20 protein-coding genes, 1 tRNA gene and 2 pseudogenes are annotated in these 19604 nt (G+C 51.7%); 7 read left to right on the forward strand and 16 right to left on the reverse strand.

The features are described 5' to 3' along the window. Positions 1-3: 3 nt before the first annotated feature. Positions 4-1242 carry a cytochrome P450 family protein gene (locus CPT76_RS01735; protein ID WP_105441877.1) on the forward strand — a complete coding sequence of 413 codons (1239 nt, stop codon included), beginning with the start codon at positions 4-6 and terminating at the stop codon, positions 1240-1242. Between the two features lie 191 nt (positions 1243-1433). Here CPT76_RS01735 and gdhA read toward each other — a convergent pair whose 3' ends face one another. The 5 genes from gdhA to CPT76_RS01760 all read right to left on the reverse strand — a co-directional run bounded on the left by gdhA (position 1434) and on the right by CPT76_RS01760 (position 5775). Further along, positions 1434-2798, reverse strand: coding sequence for an NADP-specific glutamate dehydrogenase (gene gdhA / locus CPT76_RS01740; RefSeq protein WP_374954589.1), 1365 nt, complete (start codon positions 2796-2798; stop codon positions 1434-1436). A 149-nt stretch (positions 2799-2947) separates the two neighbouring features. After that, a complete protein-coding gene (locus CPT76_RS01745) occupies positions 2948-3931 on the reverse strand; it encodes a diaminopimelate dehydrogenase (RefSeq protein WP_105441735.1) in 984 nt (327 codons plus the stop codon). 131 nt (positions 3932-4062) lie between these two features. Further along, positions 4063-4566, reverse strand: coding sequence for an SDR family NAD(P)-dependent oxidoreductase (locus tag CPT76_RS01750; protein WP_258167977.1), 504 nt, complete (start codon positions 4564-4566; stop codon positions 4063-4065). Beyond that, complete coding sequence (locus tag CPT76_RS01755) at positions 4563-5117, reverse strand: NAD(P)H-dependent oxidoreductase (protein WP_105441736.1); 555 nt, start codon at positions 5115-5117, stop codon at positions 4563-4565. Before CPT76_RS01755 ends, CPT76_RS01750 begins: the two co-directional genes overlap by 4 nt. A gap of 94 nt (positions 5118-5211) precedes the next feature. Further along, positions 5212-5775, reverse strand: a complete 564-nt coding sequence (locus CPT76_RS01760; protein WP_105441737.1) for a TetR/AcrR family transcriptional regulator — start codon at positions 5773-5775, stop codon at positions 5212-5214. Positions 5776-6079: 304 nt separating this feature from the next. Between CPT76_RS01760 and CPT76_RS01765 the strand changes: the two are divergent. Continuing rightward, positions 6080-7221 (forward strand): annotated as a pseudogene (locus tag CPT76_RS01765) (family 8 glycosyl hydrolase). A 290-nt stretch (positions 7222-7511) separates the two neighbouring features. On the opposite strand, the gene CPT76_RS38705 reads toward CPT76_RS01765, so the two are convergent. Further along, the gene (locus CPT76_RS38705; RefSeq protein ID WP_258167980.1) at positions 7512-7637 is read right to left on the reverse strand and encodes a hypothetical protein; all 126 of its coding nucleotides are present in this window, start codon (positions 7635-7637) and stop codon (positions 7512-7514) included. 31 nt (positions 7638-7668) lie between these two features. On the opposite strand from CPT76_RS38705, the gene CPT76_RS38710 reads away from it, so the two are divergent. Beyond that, positions 7669-7941, forward strand: a complete 273-nt coding sequence (locus CPT76_RS38710; RefSeq protein WP_258167981.1) for a MarR family transcriptional regulator — start codon at positions 7669-7671, stop codon at positions 7939-7941. 86 nt (positions 7942-8027) lie between these two features. On the opposite strand, the gene lpdA is transcribed toward CPT76_RS38710, so the two are convergent. Then, positions 8028-9416, reverse strand: a complete 1389-nt coding sequence (gene lpdA / locus CPT76_RS01775; protein WP_105441738.1) for a dihydrolipoyl dehydrogenase — start codon at positions 9414-9416, stop codon at positions 8028-8030. 185 nt (positions 9417-9601) lie between these two features. Between lpdA and CPT76_RS01780 the strand changes: the two genes are divergently transcribed. Then, a complete protein-coding gene (locus CPT76_RS01780) occupies positions 9602-10180 on the forward strand; it encodes a TetR/AcrR family transcriptional regulator (RefSeq protein ID WP_105441739.1) in 579 nt (192 codons plus the stop codon). A 186-nt stretch (positions 10181-10366) separates the two neighbouring features. After that, entirely contained in the window at positions 10367-10813 is a 447-nt protein-coding gene (locus tag CPT76_RS01785) for a GNAT family N-acetyltransferase (RefSeq protein WP_105441740.1), read from the forward strand. Between the two features lie 102 nt (positions 10814-10915). Here CPT76_RS01785 and CPT76_RS01790 read toward each other — a convergent pair whose 3' ends face one another. Next, positions 10916-12001 (reverse strand): Gfo/Idh/MocA family protein, encoded by a 1086-nt coding sequence (locus CPT76_RS01790; protein ID WP_105441741.1) that lies wholly within the window; start codon positions 11999-12001, stop codon positions 10916-10918. A gap of 49 nt (positions 12002-12050) precedes the next feature. Beyond that, positions 12051-13232 carry a Gfo/Idh/MocA family protein gene (locus CPT76_RS01795; protein WP_105441742.1) on the reverse strand — a complete coding sequence of 394 codons (1182 nt, stop codon included), beginning with the start codon at positions 13230-13232 and terminating at the stop codon, positions 12051-12053. Between the two features lie 165 nt (positions 13233-13397). Here CPT76_RS01795 and CPT76_RS01800 point away from each other — a divergent pair, with 165 nt between their 5' ends. Beyond that, positions 13398-14276, forward strand: coding sequence for an AraC family transcriptional regulator (locus CPT76_RS01800; protein ID WP_105441743.1), 879 nt, complete (start codon positions 13398-13400; stop codon positions 14274-14276). A 48-nt stretch (positions 14277-14324) separates the two neighbouring features. Here the strand turns inward: CPT76_RS01800 and CPT76_RS01805 are convergent. Beyond that, a tRNA-Ala gene (locus CPT76_RS01805) sits at positions 14325-14397 on the reverse strand. A gap of 236 nt (positions 14398-14633) precedes the next feature. Then, the gene (gene nrdR / locus CPT76_RS01810) at positions 14634-15101 is read right to left on the reverse strand and encodes a transcriptional regulator NrdR (RefSeq protein WP_076170449.1); all 468 of its coding nucleotides are present in this window, start codon (positions 15099-15101) and stop codon (positions 14634-14636) included. Positions 15102-15315: 214 nt separating this feature from the next. Here nrdR and CPT76_RS01815 point away from each other — a divergent pair, with 214 nt between their 5' ends. Then, complete coding sequence (locus tag CPT76_RS01815) at positions 15316-15534, forward strand: alpha/beta-type small acid-soluble spore protein (protein WP_076170450.1); 219 nt, start codon at positions 15316-15318, stop codon at positions 15532-15534. A 91-nt stretch (positions 15535-15625) separates the two neighbouring features. Here the strand turns inward: CPT76_RS01815 and CPT76_RS01820 are convergent, their stop codons facing one another. The 5 genes and pseudogenes from CPT76_RS01820 to CPT76_RS01845 form a co-directional block, all read right to left on the reverse strand. Then, the gene (locus tag CPT76_RS01820) at positions 15626-16189 is read right to left on the reverse strand and encodes a lytic transglycosylase domain-containing protein (protein WP_105441744.1); all 564 of its coding nucleotides are present in this window, start codon (positions 16187-16189) and stop codon (positions 15626-15628) included. Continuing rightward, on the reverse strand, positions 16186-16782 hold the full coding sequence (coaE, locus tag CPT76_RS01825) for a dephospho-CoA kinase (protein WP_089545828.1): 597 nt from the start codon (positions 16780-16782) through the stop codon (positions 16186-16188). The genes CPT76_RS01820 and coaE overlap by 4 nt, the downstream gene beginning before the upstream one ends. A 14-nt stretch (positions 16783-16796) precedes the next feature. Next, positions 16797-17568, reverse strand: a pseudogene (locus CPT76_RS38715) (MntP/YtaF family protein). A 141-nt stretch (positions 17569-17709) separates the two neighbouring features. Beyond that, positions 17710-18543: a DNA-formamidopyrimidine glycosylase gene (gene mutM / locus CPT76_RS01840; RefSeq protein WP_105441746.1), complete on the reverse strand. Its 834-nt coding sequence runs from the start codon at positions 18541-18543 to the stop codon at positions 17710-17712. A gap of 127 nt (positions 18544-18670) precedes the next feature. Further along, positions 18671-19604, reverse strand: a 934-nt coding sequence (locus CPT76_RS01845; protein WP_258167988.1) for a DNA polymerase, incomplete at its 5' end; no start/stop codon positions are given.

Below are 19604 nucleotides of genomic sequence, written 5' to 3' on the forward strand. Positions count from 1 at the left end.
CCCATTGCCCCGGAAGCGCTGAATTTATTCAGCGGTGCCAGCGGGGAAAATCCGTTCCCTGTATTCGCCCAGATGAGAGAAATGAATGCCGTTATTCCGATCCCGTTTCCTATGGGCGGGCCGGATCGTCAAGCGTGGATGGTCACCCGGATGGAGGAAGCGATGCAGGTGCTCAAAGACCATGCCCATTTCACGGTGGACCCCGCTTCGATCGACGGGAATGAAGATTTCAGAAAGAGCTTGGCCGGTGGTTCGGATGCGTCCGCACCTCCCACCTTTTTCACCGGACACTCCATGCTCACGGTCGATGACCCGGACCACCGGCGGCTGCGGAGCCTCGTATCCAAGGCGTTCTCGCCGCGATACATGGAGAGCCTTCGTCCCCGCGTGCAGGAAATCGCCGACGAACTGCTGGACCAAGTCGAGGCGCAAGGCGAAATGGACCTCGTCAAGGACTACGCCTATCCGCTCCCGATCAACGTCATTTCCGAAATGCTGGGCGTTCCCCAGGAAGACCGGGAGCAGATACATACCTGGTCGGCCGCTCTCGCCCACGGGCTGGGACTGGGAAGACGCGAGCCGGGCGTTGAAGAGAATATGCTCGCCTTCGGTGAGTACACCGCCCGGCTGGTGGCTTCCAAACGGCGGCAGCCTGCGGACGACCTCATCAGCCAGCTGATCGCGATCGAAGAGGAAGGGGACCGGCTCTCGGAAACCGAGCTCGTGTCGATGATCACCCTGCTCATCTTTGCCGGCCACGAAACGACCTCGAACCTGATCGCCACCGGCAGCCTGATGCTGCTGGATCATCCGGAGCAGCTGGAGAAGCTCAAGACCGAGCCGAGCCTGGTGCCTTCCGCCGTTGAGGAGCTGCTGCGCTTCAACGGGCCGGCCACCATTGCCGGACCGCGCTTTGCCACGGAGGACATCGTGCTCGCCGGGCAGTCCATCCAGAAAGGCGATGCCGTGATCCCCGTGCTGAAATCGGCCAATCGAGACGAGCGCCAGTTCGACCAGTCCGAAGAGCTGGACATTACGCGCCAGATCAACCGGCATCTCGCCTTTGGCCACGGCATTCATATGTGCCTGGGAGCGCCGCTGGCCCGCATCGAAGGGGACATCGCCTTTACCACGCTGCTGAAGCGCATGCCGAACCTGCGGCTGAGCATTCCCCGGGATGAGGTCCCTTGGAACTTTACGCTCAGCTCCCAAGGGCTGGCTGCCCTGCCTGTGGCCTTTTAAATCCATATTCATGAGAAGCCCTTGGGACCCAAGGGCTTTTTCATATGCGGGATGAAGCCGCGGTACTCCGATTGGTTCGTAACGTATAAAAAAGAAAACCACGGATAAAGGATGGGCATCCCAACCTTTATCCGTGGTTTTTATCGTGATATGAGTTCATTTCGATTGGTATATCAAGCTGCGGGGAGGACTTAGACGATCCCCTGAGCGATCATAGCGTCCGCTACTTTCCGGAATCCGGCAGCATTGGCACCTACGACGAGATTGCCGTGATATCCGTATTCATCGGCTGCCTGAACGCAGCTCGCATAAATATTTTTCATGATATCATTCAGCTTTGCGTCAACTTCTTCAAAGCTCCAGGACATTCTCATACTGTTTTGGGCCATTTCCAGCGCGGATACGGCCACACCGCCCGCGTTCGCCGCTTTGGCCGGTGCAAACAGGACACCGTTCTTCTGGAAAATTTCGATCGCCTGAAGGGTGGACGGCATGTTTGCGCCCTCACCGATCGCCTTCACGCCATTCTTAACGAGCAGGGCGGCCGATTCCTCGTCGATTTCGTTTTGCGTGGCGCAAGGCAGCGCGATATCGCATGGAACGGTCCAAATGTCACGGCAGCCCTCGACATAAACGGCATCCGGATGTTCATCGACGTACTCTTTAATCCGTTTCCGCTCTACTTCTTTCAGGCGCTGAACCGTATCGATGTCCAGTCCCTTTTCGTCATAGATATAGCCGTTGGAATCGCTGCACGCGACGACCGTAGCGCCGAGCTCCTTCGCTTTGCGCATAGCATAAATGGATACATTTCCGGAACCGGATACGACGACTTTGCTTCCCTCAAAGGACAGATCGTTGTCTTTCAGCATTTCATCCACGAAATACACGCATCCGTAGCCGGTCGCTTCCGTACGCGCCAGGCTTCCGCCGTATCCGATGCCCTTGCCTGTAAGCACGCCGGCTTCGTTGCCGCCCCGGATCCGCTTATACTGCCCGAACATGTACCCGATCTCCCGGGCTCCTACGCCGATGTCGCCGGCAGGGACGTCCGCATCGGGTCCGATATACTTATACAGCTCCGTCATGAAGCTTTGGGTAAACCGCATGATTTCCCGGTCCGACTTGCCCTTTGGATCAAAATCGGAGCCGCCCTTGCCTCCGCCGATCGGCTGGCCGGTTAATGCGTTCTTCAAGATTTGCTCAAAACCCAAAAACTTGATGATGCTTGCATTGACGGAAGGATGGAACCGGAGTCCTCCCTTATATGGACCGAGTGCACTGTTGAATTGTACCCGAAATCCCCGGTTGACCTGAATCTTGTTGTTATCGTCCACCCAAGGCACGCGGAATGTGATGAGACGCTCGGGTTCAACTATGCGTTCTAAAATGCCTTCTTCCATGTACTCCGGATGTTTTGCAAGAACAGGTACCAGCGAGTCAAAAATTTCCTTAACGGCCTGGTGGAACTCATCCTCGGAAGGATTCCGGGAAACGACTAAATTGTACACATCGTTAACATACTTTTCGGCTGTATTTAAACCCTTCGTATCCATTACACTATTCATAACCCAACCCCTTTTGCACAATTCGCACATTTTTTTGCACTATAACGCTTTGCTTCACTAAATTCTAATGCAGGTTCAGGGGTTTTTTCCAATAAAAAATATTTTTTAGTCGATTAAATGCATTTATCGGTGCAAATTTACAGCAATTGCTGGCGCAGTTCCGCATCACTTTTCGCGGATAGGTAGCCGAGCGGAATATCAAATACCGTTTTAGCGCCAACGGCTCCTTCTTTCGCCAACCGGACGGCCGCTCTGGCATAAGCGGTCAATACGCTTGCGGTGAATTCCGGGTTGCTCTCCAGCTTCAAGCTGAATTCGACGATTTGCTTCGTTCCTTGGCCGGTCACTCCGCTCCGGATCACAAATCCGCCGTGCGGCATGCCGCTGTGCTCGGATTTCAGCTCTTCTTCCGTAATGAAATGGACCGTTGTGTCATAGTCTGCAAAATAGTTAGGCATGTGCACGATCGTCTTTTCAATCTCGGCACGGTCCGCACCCTCTTCTGCAACGACATAGCAAATCCGTTCGTGCTTCTCGCGGGTTGCCAGTTCTGGCGTTTCGCCGCTGCGGATTTGTTCGATGACGCTTTCTACCGGGACGGTATACTGCACTCCTGCTTTGACGCCCGGAACGCGGCGGATGGCATCCGAGTGGCCCTGGCTGACGCCTTTACCCCAGAACGTGTATTCCTTGCCCTGCGGGAGAATCGACTCAGCGAGCAGTCTGTTCATGGAGAACAAGCCCGGATCCCAGCCGGTCGAGATGACGCTGACGGTTTGTCCGTTTTTAGCCGCTGCATCCACGCTTGCAAAAAACTCAGGAATCTTGGCATGCGTATCAAAGCTGTCCACCGTGTTAAACAGGGCGGCAATGGCCGGTGTTTGCTCGGGAAGATCGGTTGCGGATCCTCCGCACAGAATCATGACATCGATCGATCCTTTATATTGTTCCACTGTCGATACATGCTCAAATTTGACGCCCGCTTCAGCAGGCATCTGCGACGGATCACGCCGTGTGAATACCGCCACCAATTCCATATCTTCGTTCTGCGCGATGGATTGCTGGACGCCTCGTCCAAGGTTACCATAGCCTACAATACCAATTCTGATTTTCGATGCCATTTTATGTCCCTCCACTTATTCTGATTATCCTTTTGATTATATGACATGAGATGTCATATGCAAAGCAAAAATACGAAAGAACGAGAAAAAGCCCTTGATCTCCAAGGGCTTTTGCCGATATATAGAAGTATTTACCACGGAAGCTTGTCATCCATGTAGAAAAATCCGCCGGTCGGGCCGTCCTCAGGTATCGTTGCCAGCCGAACAGCCGTCACCGCGCCTTCCTCGGCCGTCAGTTCGGCCTTGTCACCGCCCATGCGGGTCTTAACCAACCCCGGATGCACCGCGTTTACTTTCAGGTTCGTCCCGCTGGTCTTTTGCGCCCAATAGGCCGTCAGCATATTCAGCGCCGCTTTCGAGGCCGAATAGGCCGGAGTCGCAATACGCTGCGCCAGCTCGTTCGTCAGGATGAATTGAATCGAGCCGAGCGCGCTGCTTTGGTTCACGATCCGCCCCGCCTCACTCTTCAGCAGCAGTGGCAGCAGTGCCTCCGTAATAAAATAAGGCGCAAACGTGTTCACTTCAAACGTATCTCTGAAAGCATCCCCTTCATATTCGGGTTTTTCCAACGAGACGCCTGCATTGTTGACCAGGATATCGAGCCGGCCGTATTCCGTTTCAATCCACTTGGTCAATGGATTTCAAGTGCTTCGTATCGTACGGACTGCGCCTCAACCAAGTGCTTGACATACGCAGCCCGGCTGTAGGCGATCTGCTCATCCGTTACATGATGCGCGTCATGCAGTGCAAATGGCGGGAGATAGCGGGCGCTAACATAGTTGGCCAGCGCTTCCACCGGCTTTGCGATATCCCTGATTGTAAACAGGTTGTATCCTCCCGGTTGATACGAAGCCGCGGTGCCTGAAGTCGATATGGCAATACCGATTTCTTTCCCCTTCAAGCGGTCCCCTCCAGGACCGAAAGCCCAGCCGTATGTGAGAACCTCATCAAACCACTGTTTGAGGAGCGGCGGCGTGCTGTACCAGTACAGCGGGTATTGAAAAATAATCCGGTCATGGCTCTCCAGCAGACTTTGCTCCCGTGATACGTCGATCTTTTTGTCCGGATAGGCTTCATACAGCAGGTGTACGGTCGTTTCTGCTTGCTTTTGTGCCGCTTCGGTCCAGGCCCGGTTGATCCGGGAGGCCTGCAAATCGGGATGTGCAGCAATAATTAACGTCTTCATAATGATCGTCTCCTTTTTTGGGAATGATTGTTCTATTAACCATGCGTCATGCTATGCTCATTAAAAAGTTTTAGCACTGCCATTTTGAGAACGATCATTCTATAATTATTAAAAAAAATATGTTTTTATTTTTGACGAAGCGTATCGAAATGTCTGCGATCCGCTCCAGTTTTTCTTGGGGAAGGGACGTCCGTTTCATCACTCGAATTCCCACCAGAGCGTTATGAAGGTACTCCGCCCCCCAAAACACGATTTCCCTCAGCAGCTGCTCGGCCTTGGCAAATGCCTCCGTCGCCTTTGCGTCCACCTCTTCATCACGGATCCCCAATTCCACGGCCGAGTTCACGACCATGCAGCCTGGCGGTACGTCTTCATCCCCATGGATCATGTATTGGAAAACAAACTTCAGCGCTTGTTCGGCCGTTTCCGACTGCTTAACCCCTGCGGACATTCTGGCGTTGAACCGTTCCCCAAAGCGGTCGATCGCTTTCAGGAACAACGTATGCTTATCGGTGAACGTATCATACAGGCTTCTGCGGTGAATGCCCATATGCTCGACAAGGTCGTTCATGGATGTCTTCTCGTAGCCCTGTTCCCAGAACAGCTTCATCGCTTTCTCGAGAACGGCGCTTTCCTCAAATTCTTTGCTTCTGGCCACCCCGTACACCTCCTTCCGTTATATTATCATTTCGGGAATCATCGGTATAGAAAATCTGTCCTTTCCGCTTCCCTTTCCCTTCGCTTATCTTAGAACAGTATTGCCTATTTTGAGAATGCACATTCTACTTCGAACGCTGTGAACCCTCTTCTTTACGAATTCAGCATAACATTTCGGGAACGATCGGTAAAGTATTATTTTTATACAGCTAACACGAACACCTATAATTTGAAGGGTAAACGCTTTAATTTTTAGAGTATCCCTTATGGTACGATAAGCTTAAACTAACAGCTGGAGGTTGATTATGGCTCTAACGATGCAAGGAGCGTTTTATACCGGCCAATATCGGAATGTATTCCTGGAAGCGGGTTATTCGCAAGACGAAATCGACGCCAGGCTTGAACAGGCGTGGAGCGACTTATTTGACGGTGCCCCTGAAGTTCGAATCTACTTCCCCCTTGGCGAGGATAAAGGATATGTTCTGGATACAGGCAACTCGGACGTCCGCACCGAAGGGATGTCATACGGCATGATGATGGCCGTTCAGATGGATAAGAAAGACATCTTCGACCGGCTCTGGAATTTTTCCAAATCGTATATGCAGCATACAGAAGGACGCTACAAGGATTATTTCGCCTGGCACTGCAAGCCGGACGGCACCCGCCTGTCTCCTGGACCCGCTCCTGACGGGGAGGAATACTTCGCAATGGCCCTGTTCTTTGCTTCAAGCCGGTGGGGCGACGGACTGCCGCCGTACGATTACTCCGAGCAGGCGAGGACGATTCTTCGCGCTTGCGTCCATAAAGGCCGGGGCCAGGAAGGAGATCCGATGTGGGACCCTGCAACCAAGCTCATCAAGTTCATTCCGGAGTCTCCCTTCAGCGATCCATCCTATCACCTTCCCCATTTCTATGAGCTGTTCGCCGAGCGTGTCGACGAACGGGATCGGACTTTTTGGAAAGAAGCTGCCGTCGCCAGCCGGGCTTATCTGCATCTGGCCTGTCACCCAGAAACAGGACTGTCTCCGGAGTATGCGAATTATGACGGCACGCCGGCTGAACCGCAGCCCCATGGCGATTACCGCCATTTCTTCAGCGATGCGTACCGGGTGGCGGCCAACATTGCCCTCGACTGGGAATGGTTCCGCCAGGATCCATGGCAGGTCGGGCAGTCCAACCGGATTCAGCGGTTTTTCCGGGAGATCGAGCCTTCCGAATACCGAAGATACCGCATCGACGGGAGCCCTTTTGAAGAGCCGGCCTTGCACCCCATCGGGCTGTTGGCCACCAATGCGATGGCATCGCTGGCCGCCGACGGTGAAGATGCGCTCCTCTTTGTTCACAAGTTCTGGAACACACCGCTTAGAACAGGCACTCGCCGATATTACGACAACTGCCTTTATTCTTTAGCCTCCTGGCGCTAAGCGGAAAATATCGCATCTATTAAACATGCATAGAGGAAAACCAGAAAACCCTTGATTAACAAGGGTTTTCTTTCTGCTTAATTGCAGATCCTCCGCTGCTGATCTTTAATCCTACTTCACATTGCGTAAAACCGCCCTTTTCGTGGATTGGGTCAAAGTAGACGCCTTAATGTCACTATGTAGAGTAAATAAGTCTTGATCGGCAAATCATCTTAATATAATGTTTATCTTAACGAGAAAAGACATAAGTCGCATACGCGGAGGAATCAAGATGTCAAAAGAAAAGGACCGCGTGTCACCTGAACTCGCTTCCTTACAGCAGGAAATGGTGCACGAGCTGCGCCAGAACAGCACCCGTGCCGTGATGTTCCATCAGCTCATTTCGGAACGATTGGGTTTGAACGCCACCGACCACAAATGCCTGGATTACTTGAATCAAGCCGGACCTGTCACGGCCGGCCAGCGGTGCTGTGACCAGTGTCATCGACCGGCTCGAACAAGCGGGTTATGTCATCCGGGATAAGGATCCGAACGATCGCAGACGTGTCGTCGTCAAACCGGTGCCGGAAGGCTCGGCATCCATCTCTCCCTTGTTCCAATCGATCATGCAGTCGACGCTCGAGATCGTCTCGCAGTATACGGAGCAGGAACTGCAGCTGATTTTGAACTTCATCCGGCAGTGCAATGAGATGACATTAACCGAGATGAACAAGATGAAGAACGAGAAAGACAGGATGAGCTGATTATGAATCGCCGTCATGAAAGCCGTTTGCTCTCGCAAATGGCTTTTCTTTTTGGGCAAAAATCCGCATTTATTATGCAATTCTCATTATTTAGCAATTCTCATTTTTCTCACCGCGTTCTCGGCCGCCTCCATAATCACTTCCCCTAACGTAGGATGGGGATGAATCGTCATCGCGAGATCCTCTACCGTCGCTCCCATTTCGATCGCCAAGGCAAGCTCCGATATGAGGGTTGACGCCTCTATGCCCACGATTTGCGCTCCTTTAACGATCCCCGACGCTTGATCCGCAATGATTTTCACAAATCCTGGCTCTTCTTTCAGCGCCAAAGCTCTGCCATTAATACTAAAGGAGGATTTGCCCACGATAACCGGGATGCCTTGTTCCTTGCATGCTGTCTCTGTCAGACCAACGCTGGCCAATTCAGGTTCGGAAAATACAACAAGCGGAATGGCTCTGTAATCCACGATAGAAGGTTTGCCGGCGATAGCTTCTGCAGCGACTTTAGCTTCGTAGGAAGCTTTATGGGCCAGAGCCGGACCTTCCGTAATGTCACCGATCGCAAATATATGCGGAACCGCCGTTCTGCACTGAGCGTCCGTTTCGATCAGCCCCCTGCCTGTTGTCTGCAAGCCGATATTCTCGAACCCTAATCCGCCGTCCGTATTCGGTCTTCTTCCGACAGTCACCAGCGCATATTCAGTTCTAACAGTACGCTGCTCATCTTGACACACATAGCGGAGTGTCAGCCCGCCCGCATCTTGTTCTGCATGGACGGCTATAGCGTCCGTAATGATGGTTACACCGTCTTCGGTTAACTGCCGTACAACCGGAGCCACAAGGTCCGCCTCAAATCCGGGCAGCACCTGTCCTCCTCCCTCCAGAATCGTAACCTTTGTTCCGAATTTGGCATACATTTGCCCCAGTTCAACGCCGATATAACCGCCGCCGATCACGACCAGGCTCGATGGAATTTGTGAAAGGGACAACGCTTCAGTGGAAGACATAATACGTCCGCCGTAAGGTAAAGCCGCAAGCTCAATTGGACGAGAACCTGTTGCTAAGATGGCGTATTTAAAAGAAATCCTATGCTCGGCTCCCGCTTGTTGAACGGAAGCGGTGTGCTCGTCAATCAAGCGGGCCTCTCCTTCAAGAACCGAAACTCCGGCCGTCTTTAACAAATATTGAACTCCACCGGCTTGCTTATTTACGACGGCTTGTTTAAAGCCCTGAGCATCCTCGAAGGAAGCAGCAGCAGCAACTGCCTGATTCCATTGCTTACGCTGCTTGAAGCGATGCGCTTCCCCAATCAACGCTTTGGAAGGAATGCAGCCTATGTTGGTGCACACTCCGCCGATCCGGCCGCGCTCAACGACAGCCGTTGTCAATCCAAGCTGTGCTGACCGAAGCGCCGCCACATAACCTCCTGGACCCGATCCTATTACCAGGGTGTCTACCGATTTAAGGTCATTCATAACTTTGCACCTCCAAAATAAAATATGATGAATGCAATATATTATAGTCATCATATTTTAAAACAGTCAATATCATCTGCTCATTTGCCGCAAAACCAATCGACTGGACCGAGTGAAATTGACAGGTTTTATTATGATGCCTATAATATTTTAAAATGCGTTTTTTGCCACTAGGAGTGATTGCATTGCCTTATCCGGAAGGTCATAAATTAAAGGTTCGCGGCCGTATTATTGAAAGTGCAGCCAAAGCCATTCGAGCCAGCGGAGTACGCGATATCAGCGTTCCCTTTATTATGAAGGGGGCCGGTCTGACGCACGGGGGGTTCTATTCACACTTTGACAATAAAGAACAATTGGTCGCTGAAACTTGCCGCTTTGCGATCAGCGAGACCATTGCCCTGCTGCAGAAGGCGGCGGACCAGGAAAAGGAAGCACCCAAGATCCACGCGGTCATTCATTATTATTTGAGTCCGCAGCATCGCGACCAAACCGAGGTGGGCTGCATTCTTCCCGCCCTTTCCAGTGAAGTATCCCGAATGTCCGAAGAGGTGCGCCAAGTCTTTACCGAGGAGCTGCAGTACATGATTGATTTTATCTCTGACCTGGCAGAAGTCGATACATTGACTGGCCAAGCTTTGCTGAGCCTTATGGTCGGCACGATTGTACTGGCGCGTTCCGTTAGTGATGCCGAGCTGAGTGACAGTCTATTATCGACAGGAAGGCAGCATGCCAAAGATCTTATCAAGACAAGCGCACAGAGCTAAAATTGAGATGGTCACAGCCTTTTTTTCATGAGACCCATATGATTTTCAAGCCCCGTTATTTGGGGCTTTTTTGCTCCTCGTGGGTGGTTTCAACCGCAGAAATTTATTTTTATTGCATTTACAACATAATTCATCCTATAATTTGAATAACGATCATTGAATACATCATGAAAGGGCCGAGAACGATTGAAAACCCAAAGAATTAATCTACCTGAGGAGTTAGAGGCTGCGTTTTCTATCCGGAGAAACGTCTTTGTTGAGGAACAGGGCGTTCCGCTGAATGATGAATTCGACGAGTTTGATACTTTGGGTGGACCATGTGAGCACATCATCGCCTATTATGATGATCAGCCCGTAGGAACGGGGCGGATACGAATTCACGAAGGATCCGGAAAGCTGGAGCGGATTTGCATCCTGCAGCCTTACCGCAAATTCGGAATCGGGAGAAGGATCATTGCATCGTTAGAAGAAATCGCTAAAGACAAAGGGGTACAGCAGGTTAAATTGCACGGGCAAAGTCAGGCGGAAGGGTTCTATAAGAAACTTGGGTACCGAACTTCTTCGGAGGAATTTATGGAAGATGGCATACCTCATATCCTCATGGTCAAGCAGCTGATAGATCAACCTAAATAACGATTAAGGGAGGTTGTATGATACATACGACGCCCTCCCAGCTTATATTAACAGATGCATTTTAAGCAGCTGCTCCATGACCTTCATGGCCTGCTCATGCAATCAGCTGCGGCTTCGGGTCACGTCCAGCGCCATTTCCTGCGCTTTCAAGCACAACTCAGCCGCCATAAAGGCATGCTCCTGTGTCATGGCATTCTCGGTCCGGCTCAGGCAGTCAAGAATGAGCTCTCCAAAGAACGGATATCCAACCTGTCCGTCAACATGAAAATGGTATTCCCCTTCTTGATTAACCAGGTAGACATGATTGCCGGTCCGGTCGCGGGCGATATCGATATATTTTCTCAGCTCAATATAACCTTCGGTTCCCAATATCAGGGTGCGTCCGTCTCCCCATGAACCTAAGCCGTCCGGCGTAAACCAGTCCACCCGGAAATATTGCGTGGCCCCGTTGTCCCCTAGCAGGGTGGCATCGCCAAAATCCTCAAGCTCCGGATATTCAGGGTTATTGTAGTTTGCCACTTTACTATGCAGAACCTCCGCTTGTTTACAACCCGCATAAAAAAGAAACTGCTCGACCTGGTGGCTGCCAATATCGCATAGAATTCCTCCATATTGCTTCTTTTGAAAAAACCAATCCGGCCGGGACGAAGCGTTTAACCGATGCGGTCCGAATCCCGTCACCTGCAGCACCCGCCCAATCGCGCCCTGCTCAATGAGCTGCCCGGCATAAACCGCCGATTCGACATGCAGCCTTTCGCTGTAATAAACCATATACTTTCTTCCGGTTTCACGCACTTTGGCGCGGGCCGACTCCAGCTGCACAAGCGTTGTAAAGGGAGCTTTATCCGTAAAATAATCTTTGCCTGCGTCCATCACCCGAAGCCCTAACGCACAGCGTTCCGAAGTAATGGCTGCTCCTGCAACAAGCTGAACCTGCGGATCTGCCAGAACCTCTTCCTCAGAGGCTGCAATCGTTACTTGGGGATAGGTTCGTGCGAATGCTTCCGCCTTGGCCCGGTCACGGTCATAAACCCACTTTAAGGTAGCGCCTGCCTCGATCAGTCCGTTGACCATTCCATAGATGTGCCCATGATCGAGCGCTACCGCGGCGATCACAAATTCACCCGGCCCGACTACTGAATTGGGTTTTCCTTTCGGGGCATAATTCATCCCGTCGTTCTTCTGCATCTCCTTCATCCCTTTCGCGCTTAAGGTTGCCCATCCCGATGATTGGGATTTACTGTTTGCCTGACGTTTGTCCGTTCGTTACGCCGTAACGGCTTCCTGTCGTTATTTTTAGATCCGCAAAATTTTCAACGCTGCTGCCCTTTTCGTAAAAATGAGGTGCATTCTTCATCAGGCCCTCCCGCGTATAAAAAGGATCATCCTGCTGCAGGGGAAGTTTGACCTTTTCTCCGGTGCTTGCGGATTTGTAAATACTCATAATGAGTTCCAGCGTATTCCGTCCGCTGATTCCGTCAATCCATACCGGCGCCCCGGTCTCGATGGCATTCAGCACATTATCGATCTGTGCCGTATGGCCTTCGTATGGCAAATCCGGCAGCTCGCTGTAGTATTGCTGAATTTTGTCCTCTAGAGATGGTTCCCGCTCCGGGAAGCCGTTCGGCAGTGACCTGGAAGCCGTGACCCGCCACGGCGCCGAGATCCGGGCATGCTCACCCTGGAAAATAAACTGCTGTTCTTCACCATGATGAACGACGGAGCTTGTAATTTGCCCCAAGCTGCCGTTCGGATATTTCAAAATCGCGATGGACAGATCCTCCACTTCCGCATTGTCATGCGCGACGTTGCTCATATAAGCCTGAAGCTCGCTTGGCTGACCCAGCATCCAGAGCAAGGCGTCGATATGATGAACCGCATGATTCAGCGTCGGACCGCCTCCCTCCTTCTCCCACGTGCCGCGCCACCATAAATCGTAATAGCAATGGCCCCGCCACCAATGCGAATCCACCTGGGCATGAAGAATCCTGCCGGCCAATCCGCTGTCAATAACGTGCTTCAGCTTCATAATCGGATTTCTGAAGCGATTTTGGGCAATGACGGATAATACTTTTCCACTTTGTTCCGCAGCTTTGATCATGGCGTCGCATTCTTCAAGAGAAGAAGCCATGGGTTTTTCCACGATTACATGACTGCCTGCATTCAGAAAATCAATGGTGACCGGCGCATGTTCGAACGGAGGCATGCAAATGGAAACCAGGTCGATCTCCTGATCAAGCAGTTCCTTGTAATCCTTAACGATGACAGCGTCCAAATCGTATTGCTCCCGCTTGACTTCGGCCTTCTCGGGATAAAGATCGCATAACGCAACAATTTGGCAGCGGTCCTTCAGCCGCAGATAACCTTCAATATGAGCGGACGAAATCGCCCCGGTCCCTATAATCGCAACCTTGATCATCCATTTAACCTCCCCTGAGCGTTCTTCATTGGTATATAAGGATATTAACTGAAGCTGCGAGAACATTGTGCTTCGCTGTGGGGGGAAAAATAACACTGGGTTGCGGTTCTGCGATAGAATAGATTCGAAAGCGAGTACATACGGGGGAAGAAGGAGGCAGCAGCCATGTCTTTTGTTGCGGGTAACTATAGCGAGGTGCCCCTGCATTTTGCCTATAAACGAAAAAGCGTCAACTATGAGCATAAAGAAACCTTCCATTCCCATCTCGGGGTGGAAATATTGTTGATCCATCAAGGGAAGGGGACGATGATCGTCAATAACAACCGCTACGACATCAAACCGGGCATGCTCTGTATTTTTCAGCCTTATCAGCTTCATCATCTCAAGCTCGAATACGACGAAGGCCAATGCTTCGAACGTTCCCTTGTGACCTTTGAACCGACGATGTTTGAGTCTTATTTTGAAAAATGGCCTTCGCTTCATACCTTTTATCGATTCATATATTTAGGGGAACTCCCTGTTCCGTGTTTATATGATACCGGGGATGAGCTCCACATCTTGGACGCTGTCTACAAAAGCTTGGATGATCAATTACACGCGCTTTCAGAGGCAGAAAGATATGAGGAATTTTCTTTATTTCTCGTTATGCTGTACCGTTCGATCCAACACGTATGGAATCAGCGGACGGAAGCCGGGCTGCCGAAACCGGCCCTTCGCCAAAATCATCAGGTGGAGCACATATTGACATGGATCGAGGCCAACTATACGTTACCGTTTCGATTGGACGACATGGCCAAGTCGCTTCATTTATCTCCTTATCATGTATCGCATCTTTTCAAAGAAGCGACAGGCATCAGCATCTCCGAATACATCATGGCCCGCCGGGTCCATCAATCCGTTCTGCTGTTAACGACCACCAAAAAACCAATCTCGCTCATTGCTGAGGAGATTGGTTTGGCAAACAGCTCTTATTTTTGTAAATTGTTCAAACAGCGCATGGGCATTACGCCGCACCAGTACCGGAAGAAGTGGGCCCGGACTTAATATAAAAAGAAAAACAAAAAACCCTTGATTCCCAAGGGTTTTCTTCTATGGAGCCTAGGGGGATCGAACCCCTGACCTCATCGCTGCCAGCGATGCGCTCTCCCAGCTGAGCTAAGGCCCCTTAATATTTTCTACTGATTTATTATGTATCAGCGACTCTTATAATTTATCAAAGATTTATGCATGTGTACAAACAAAAAAATTCAAAAAAGATTTTGGAGCTCACGCAAGTGTTCAGCCTTATGCTCCCATGCCATGGCCACCGCCAAAAGCAAAAGAGGCCCTAAGGCCCTTTTGCTCTTTTAAGATGGTTGCATCCTCTGTAACGGACCGGCAAAGCAGCATGCTCCCTTACGGTTAGTCCTCCACCGTATTTTTGGACAGCAGCCCCTTCAGCTCTTTCATGAACATGTTGATATCTTTAAATTGGCGGTAAACCGACGCAAAGCGGACATAAGCCACCTCGTCCACGGGATACAGCTGCTCCATCACCAGCTCGCCGATCTGGCGGCTCTCCACCTCCGCCACGGCGGTGTTGCGCAGTGATTTCTCCACCTCGGAGACGATCATGTCAAGCTGCTCCACGGATACCGGGCGCTTCTCGCAGGCGCGAATCAGGCCGCGGAGGATTTTATCCCGGCTGAACTCTTCCCGGCTTCCATCCTTCTTGATGACCATCAGCGGCGTTTCCTCCACCATCTCAAACGTGGTAAAGCGCCGGCTGCACTTCTCGCACTCACGCCTGCGGCGGATCGATTTATTTTCGTTAGCGGGCCGTGAGTCCAGCACTTTCGTGCCGGCATAATCACAGTACGGACATTTCATGGTAAACTCCCTTCCTTTGCAAATCACGGTGTATATAGAACAAAATCACGAACATTCACAGGGTCCGAATATCGCGAACCCTTATCCCATCAGGGATTAACTTGCCGCCTCACCGAAATGTATTAAATTTCCAACAAAAACTTTTCAAAAAGAGTAATGAACTTTTGAGCTTCGAGACATAATACATTTACAAACAGCGAGGAGGTGAACAACAATGGCTTCCAACAACAACAGCTCCAACAACCTGGTAGTACCTAAAGCTACCGCAGCCCTGAACCAATTGAAATATGAAGTCGCTCAAGAACTGGGTATCAGCATCCCACAAGACGGATACCAAGGCAACATGACTGCATATGAGAACGGTTCGATCGGGGGACTTATCACTAAACGTTTGGTGACCCTGGCTGAACAACAACTGGCTGGTCAATTCTAATTCGGTTTGATACCCGAAGAAGTGTTGGAGACGCTAACCTAGCTTCTCCAATGCTTCTTTTGTTATGTTTAGCGACAGAACAGTACTCCCTTTAAAACTCGCTGTATATCCGCGTGTACTGATTGTAGTAATAAATGACCCGCTGAACGTAGTGCCGGGTTTCCCCGATGGGAATATTTTTGACCGAGTCGTAGGTCCCGTCCCATACGCCCCTTTTCAGCCAACCATCCACTTTACCAGGCCCCGCATTGTATGCGGCGATGACGGCAATCCGGTTTCCTTTAAATTGCTCCGACAGCGTTTTGAGATACCAGGTGCCGATTTCGATGCTGGCCTCCGGCTCATGCTTAATATGGTCCAGCGTCACCTCGGGAAGCTTGGCCTTTTCCATCGCCCAATTGGCCGTATCCGGCATTAACTGCATCAGGCCGAGGGCCCCCTTCTTGGACTCCTTGCCCAGCTTGTAATTGGATTCCACCCGGATAATCGAAGCCACCAGGAACGGGTCGACGTCATAACGCTCAGCCTGCTCACGAATGTTCTCTTTATAATGAATCGGGTAAAACCACGACATCCAGTTCGTATTAAAAAACAGGATGACGACAAATCCTAAAAACAACAGAAGAAGCACGCTTTTTTTGCGTAAAAACTTCATAGCAGGCCCTTCCGGTTCCAAAATTCATCCACTTGGCGCTCCGTCTCGGAAGGTTGTCCACTGTTGTCGATCACAACGTCGGCCCGCTTCTTCTTCTCTTCGATATCCATTTGGGAACGAATCCGCGCGACCGCTTCATCCTTCGTCAGCCGGTTCCTCTCCATCAAGCGTTCCACCTGTACCTCAAACGGGGCATAGACCAGCAGGACCTGCTCAAACATCGCTTCCAGACCCGATTCAAACAGGAGCGGGATGTCCACCACCACCAGGCGGTCCGGGTGCTCCCGTTCAAAGGTCTGCATCTGCTCCCGAATCTCCTGACGGATCGCAGGATGCGTAATATCGTTCAGAGCTTTGCGCTCGCCGGGATCGTGAAACACGATATCCCCCAGGCGTCTGCGGTCCAGCGTTCCGTCCGGAAGGAGGATGGCTTGTCCAAAATGCTCAACGGCCGCCGCCAAAACCGGATGACCCGGGAGCATGACTTCCCGGGCGATGACGTCGGCGTCAACAAGCAGCGCCCCCTTGCTGACTAAGAGGGCGGATACGGTACTTTTTCCTGTCGCTATTCCTCCGGTTAACCCGATGTTCATATCCTTAACTCACCTCATAACAGCTTCATTATTCCCATTACAATTAATAATATTGCCGGCAGCACCGTAAACCGGCGCATCCACGTTCGGGACGCAAAGCGCAATCCCGTCTTCATTCCGACGACTAAGAAGGTGCCGCTGAAGAGAGCGATCACGACGGCGGTCAGCAGCGGCGAAAATCCGAGCAATGCCGCGCCTAGACCCGCGCCGAACGCATCCAGGGACAAGGCGATACCAAGCCACATGGCCTCCCATCCGGAGATGCTGCCCGACTTATCCATATCAGCGGAAGACGGCGTCCGCAAAATGCGGATCACGACGCCCAGCTTCCGGATTTCCAGTGAAAACACCGTTTGTTCAGGTGCTTCATGCTGGGCAGGGTCCAGTGTACCTTCTCCGCCGGAGCTTTGCAAGCCATGCCCCCCTATCCCGCTGGTTTGGGCGTCTTTAGCCTGCTTGGTGACATCTGCGTCTTTGGCTTCCAAGACTTCTTTGCTTCCCCGCNCTTCNCCTTCTGGATCCACATCCTGTACCCAGCGACCAAGAGCCCATAATGATCAGGATGACCGCTCCAATGATGGAGGCGATCGAAGGGGATACGAATTGGGCCAGCAGCACGCCCACCTGCATGGACACATAGATGATGACCCCGGAGCATAAAGAAATAATCGCTATCGATAACGGCGAAATCCTCATTTGACGAAGGCCGTATGTAATGCCGACACCAAAACTGTCCAAACTTAATGCTAACGCAAGCAGCAGCAGTGCAAGAACATGACTGAGCACCCCGTTCCCTCCCTGTGACAGAAGCGGTGCCCCGAAAAAGCCTGCAGTATGGATCAGGCATTCGGAAGCCCCGCTTCATAAGATATCTCTACCTCAGTATATGGAGGGTACAAAAAAGGGGTGCACGCCCAGTTCGAATTGTTACGATTTCAGGGTTTGGCAGGACGGGCAGAAATGGGTTCCGCGCCCGCCAACGACCGTTTTCTCCACGGCGGTGCCGCAATTTACGCACGGCTGGTTCTGCCGGCCGTAAATCTTCAGCTGGTGCTGGAACATGCCCATCTCACCTTGTCCATTGACATAAGACTTGATGGACGATCCCCCCACCTCAACCGACTCGGCGAGCGTGGCTACAATCGCCTGATGGAGCGCTTCGAGCTGCCCATCCGTCAGCGTATCGGCCGGCTGCTCGGGGTGAATGCCCGCCCGAAACAGCGACTCATCCACATAAATATTCCCGATGCCGACGATATATGCCTGATTGAGCAGGACAGCCTTGATTTTGGTCTTCTTCCCCTTTAGCGTTTCTTTGAAACGCTCCAGCGTAAACGCCGGATCCAGCGGCTCCAATCCCAGCTTGGAGAGCGGGGGAAGCTGGAATTCCTCTCCGGGCTGGAACAAATGCATCGTTCCGAACTGCCGCACATCCTTGTACCGCAGCTCGGTACCGTCGGTAAAGTGGAAAATGACATGCGTATGCTTTTCCACCGGATCACTGCTCTGGTATACCCCGTATCGTCCCTCCATCCGCAAATGGGAGACGAGCACGAGCCCGTCCAGCAGGATCCGCAAAAATTTGCCGCGCCGCTCCACACCTTCAATGGTGTGTCCGGCCAGCATCCACGCAAACTGATCTATATCATCGGGGCGCTGAATGATCCGCGCCAAATTCACACTAACGCGGTCAATCATCTTTCCCTTCACGAGCTGATTGAGTGTTCTTTTGACTGTTTCGACTTCCGGCAATTCCGGCATGATGACTTCACCTCAACCTCTATTATAGCGTAAGACAGCCCCACAAAGCGGCGTTTTTTCTTCGAAGTTTGCTCAAGAATTTCGCGGGGAACCCGTAAGATTTACACACGGGCGCTTGCGGAGCCCTTTATTTCGCCTCGTACCAATTGACTCCGTAGCTCACTTCGGCTTTGAGCGGTACGGACAGGGCCAGCGCACGCTCCATCGTCTCCGGCACCAATTTTTTCATGAGCTCCAGCTCTTCCTCAGGGACTTCGAATACCAATTCGTCATGCACCTGAAGCAGCATGCGGCTCTTCAGCTTCTCTTTGGCCAGCGCCGCATCCATCTGAACCATAGCCAGCTTGATGATATCGGCGGCGGTGCCCTGGATCGGCGTGTTCATCGCAGTTCGCTCGGCGAAAGAACGCAGATTGAAGTTGCTCGCATTGATTTCCGGCAAATAACGTCTGCGCTCCAGCAGCGTGGTGACATAACCGTCGCGCTTGGCGTCTCTGACGATATCGTCCATATATTTGCGAACGCCCTGAAAGGCATCGAAATATTGATCGATAAATTGGGCCGCTTCCTTCCGGGTAATGTTCAGGTTCTGGGACAGACCATAGTCGCTGATGCCGTACACGATACCGAAGTTAACCGCTTTGGCGGACCGGCGCATATTGGCGTCAACGTCTTCGGCTTTAACACCGAACACGTCCATGGCTGTCTTCGTATGGATGTCCATATCGTGCAGGAAGGCTTCCTTCAGCCCTTCATCCCCCGAGATATGGGCCAGCACCCGCAGCTCGATCTGCGAGTAGTCGGCGGCCAGAATGTACCAGCCCGGTTCGGATGGAACGAACACTTTGCGGATTTTCCGTCCTTCTTCCAGGCGGATCGGGATGTTCTGCAGGTTCGGGAACTGGCTGCTTAGGCGTCCTGTAGCCGCAATCGTCTGGCGGTAATACGTGTGCACCTTGCCCGTTTCCTCCGAAATTTCCTTTAACAGTCCTTCCACATACGTCGACTGAAGCTTGGCGATGGTCCGGTACTGCAAAATCAGGCGTACGACATCGTGATAC

Origin of the sequence: Paenibacillus sp. AR247 (genome assembly GCF_002968895.1) — a bacterium.
GTDB classification, from domain to species: domain Bacteria; phylum Bacillota; class Bacilli; order Paenibacillales; family Paenibacillaceae; genus Paenibacillus_AQ; species Paenibacillus_AQ favisporus.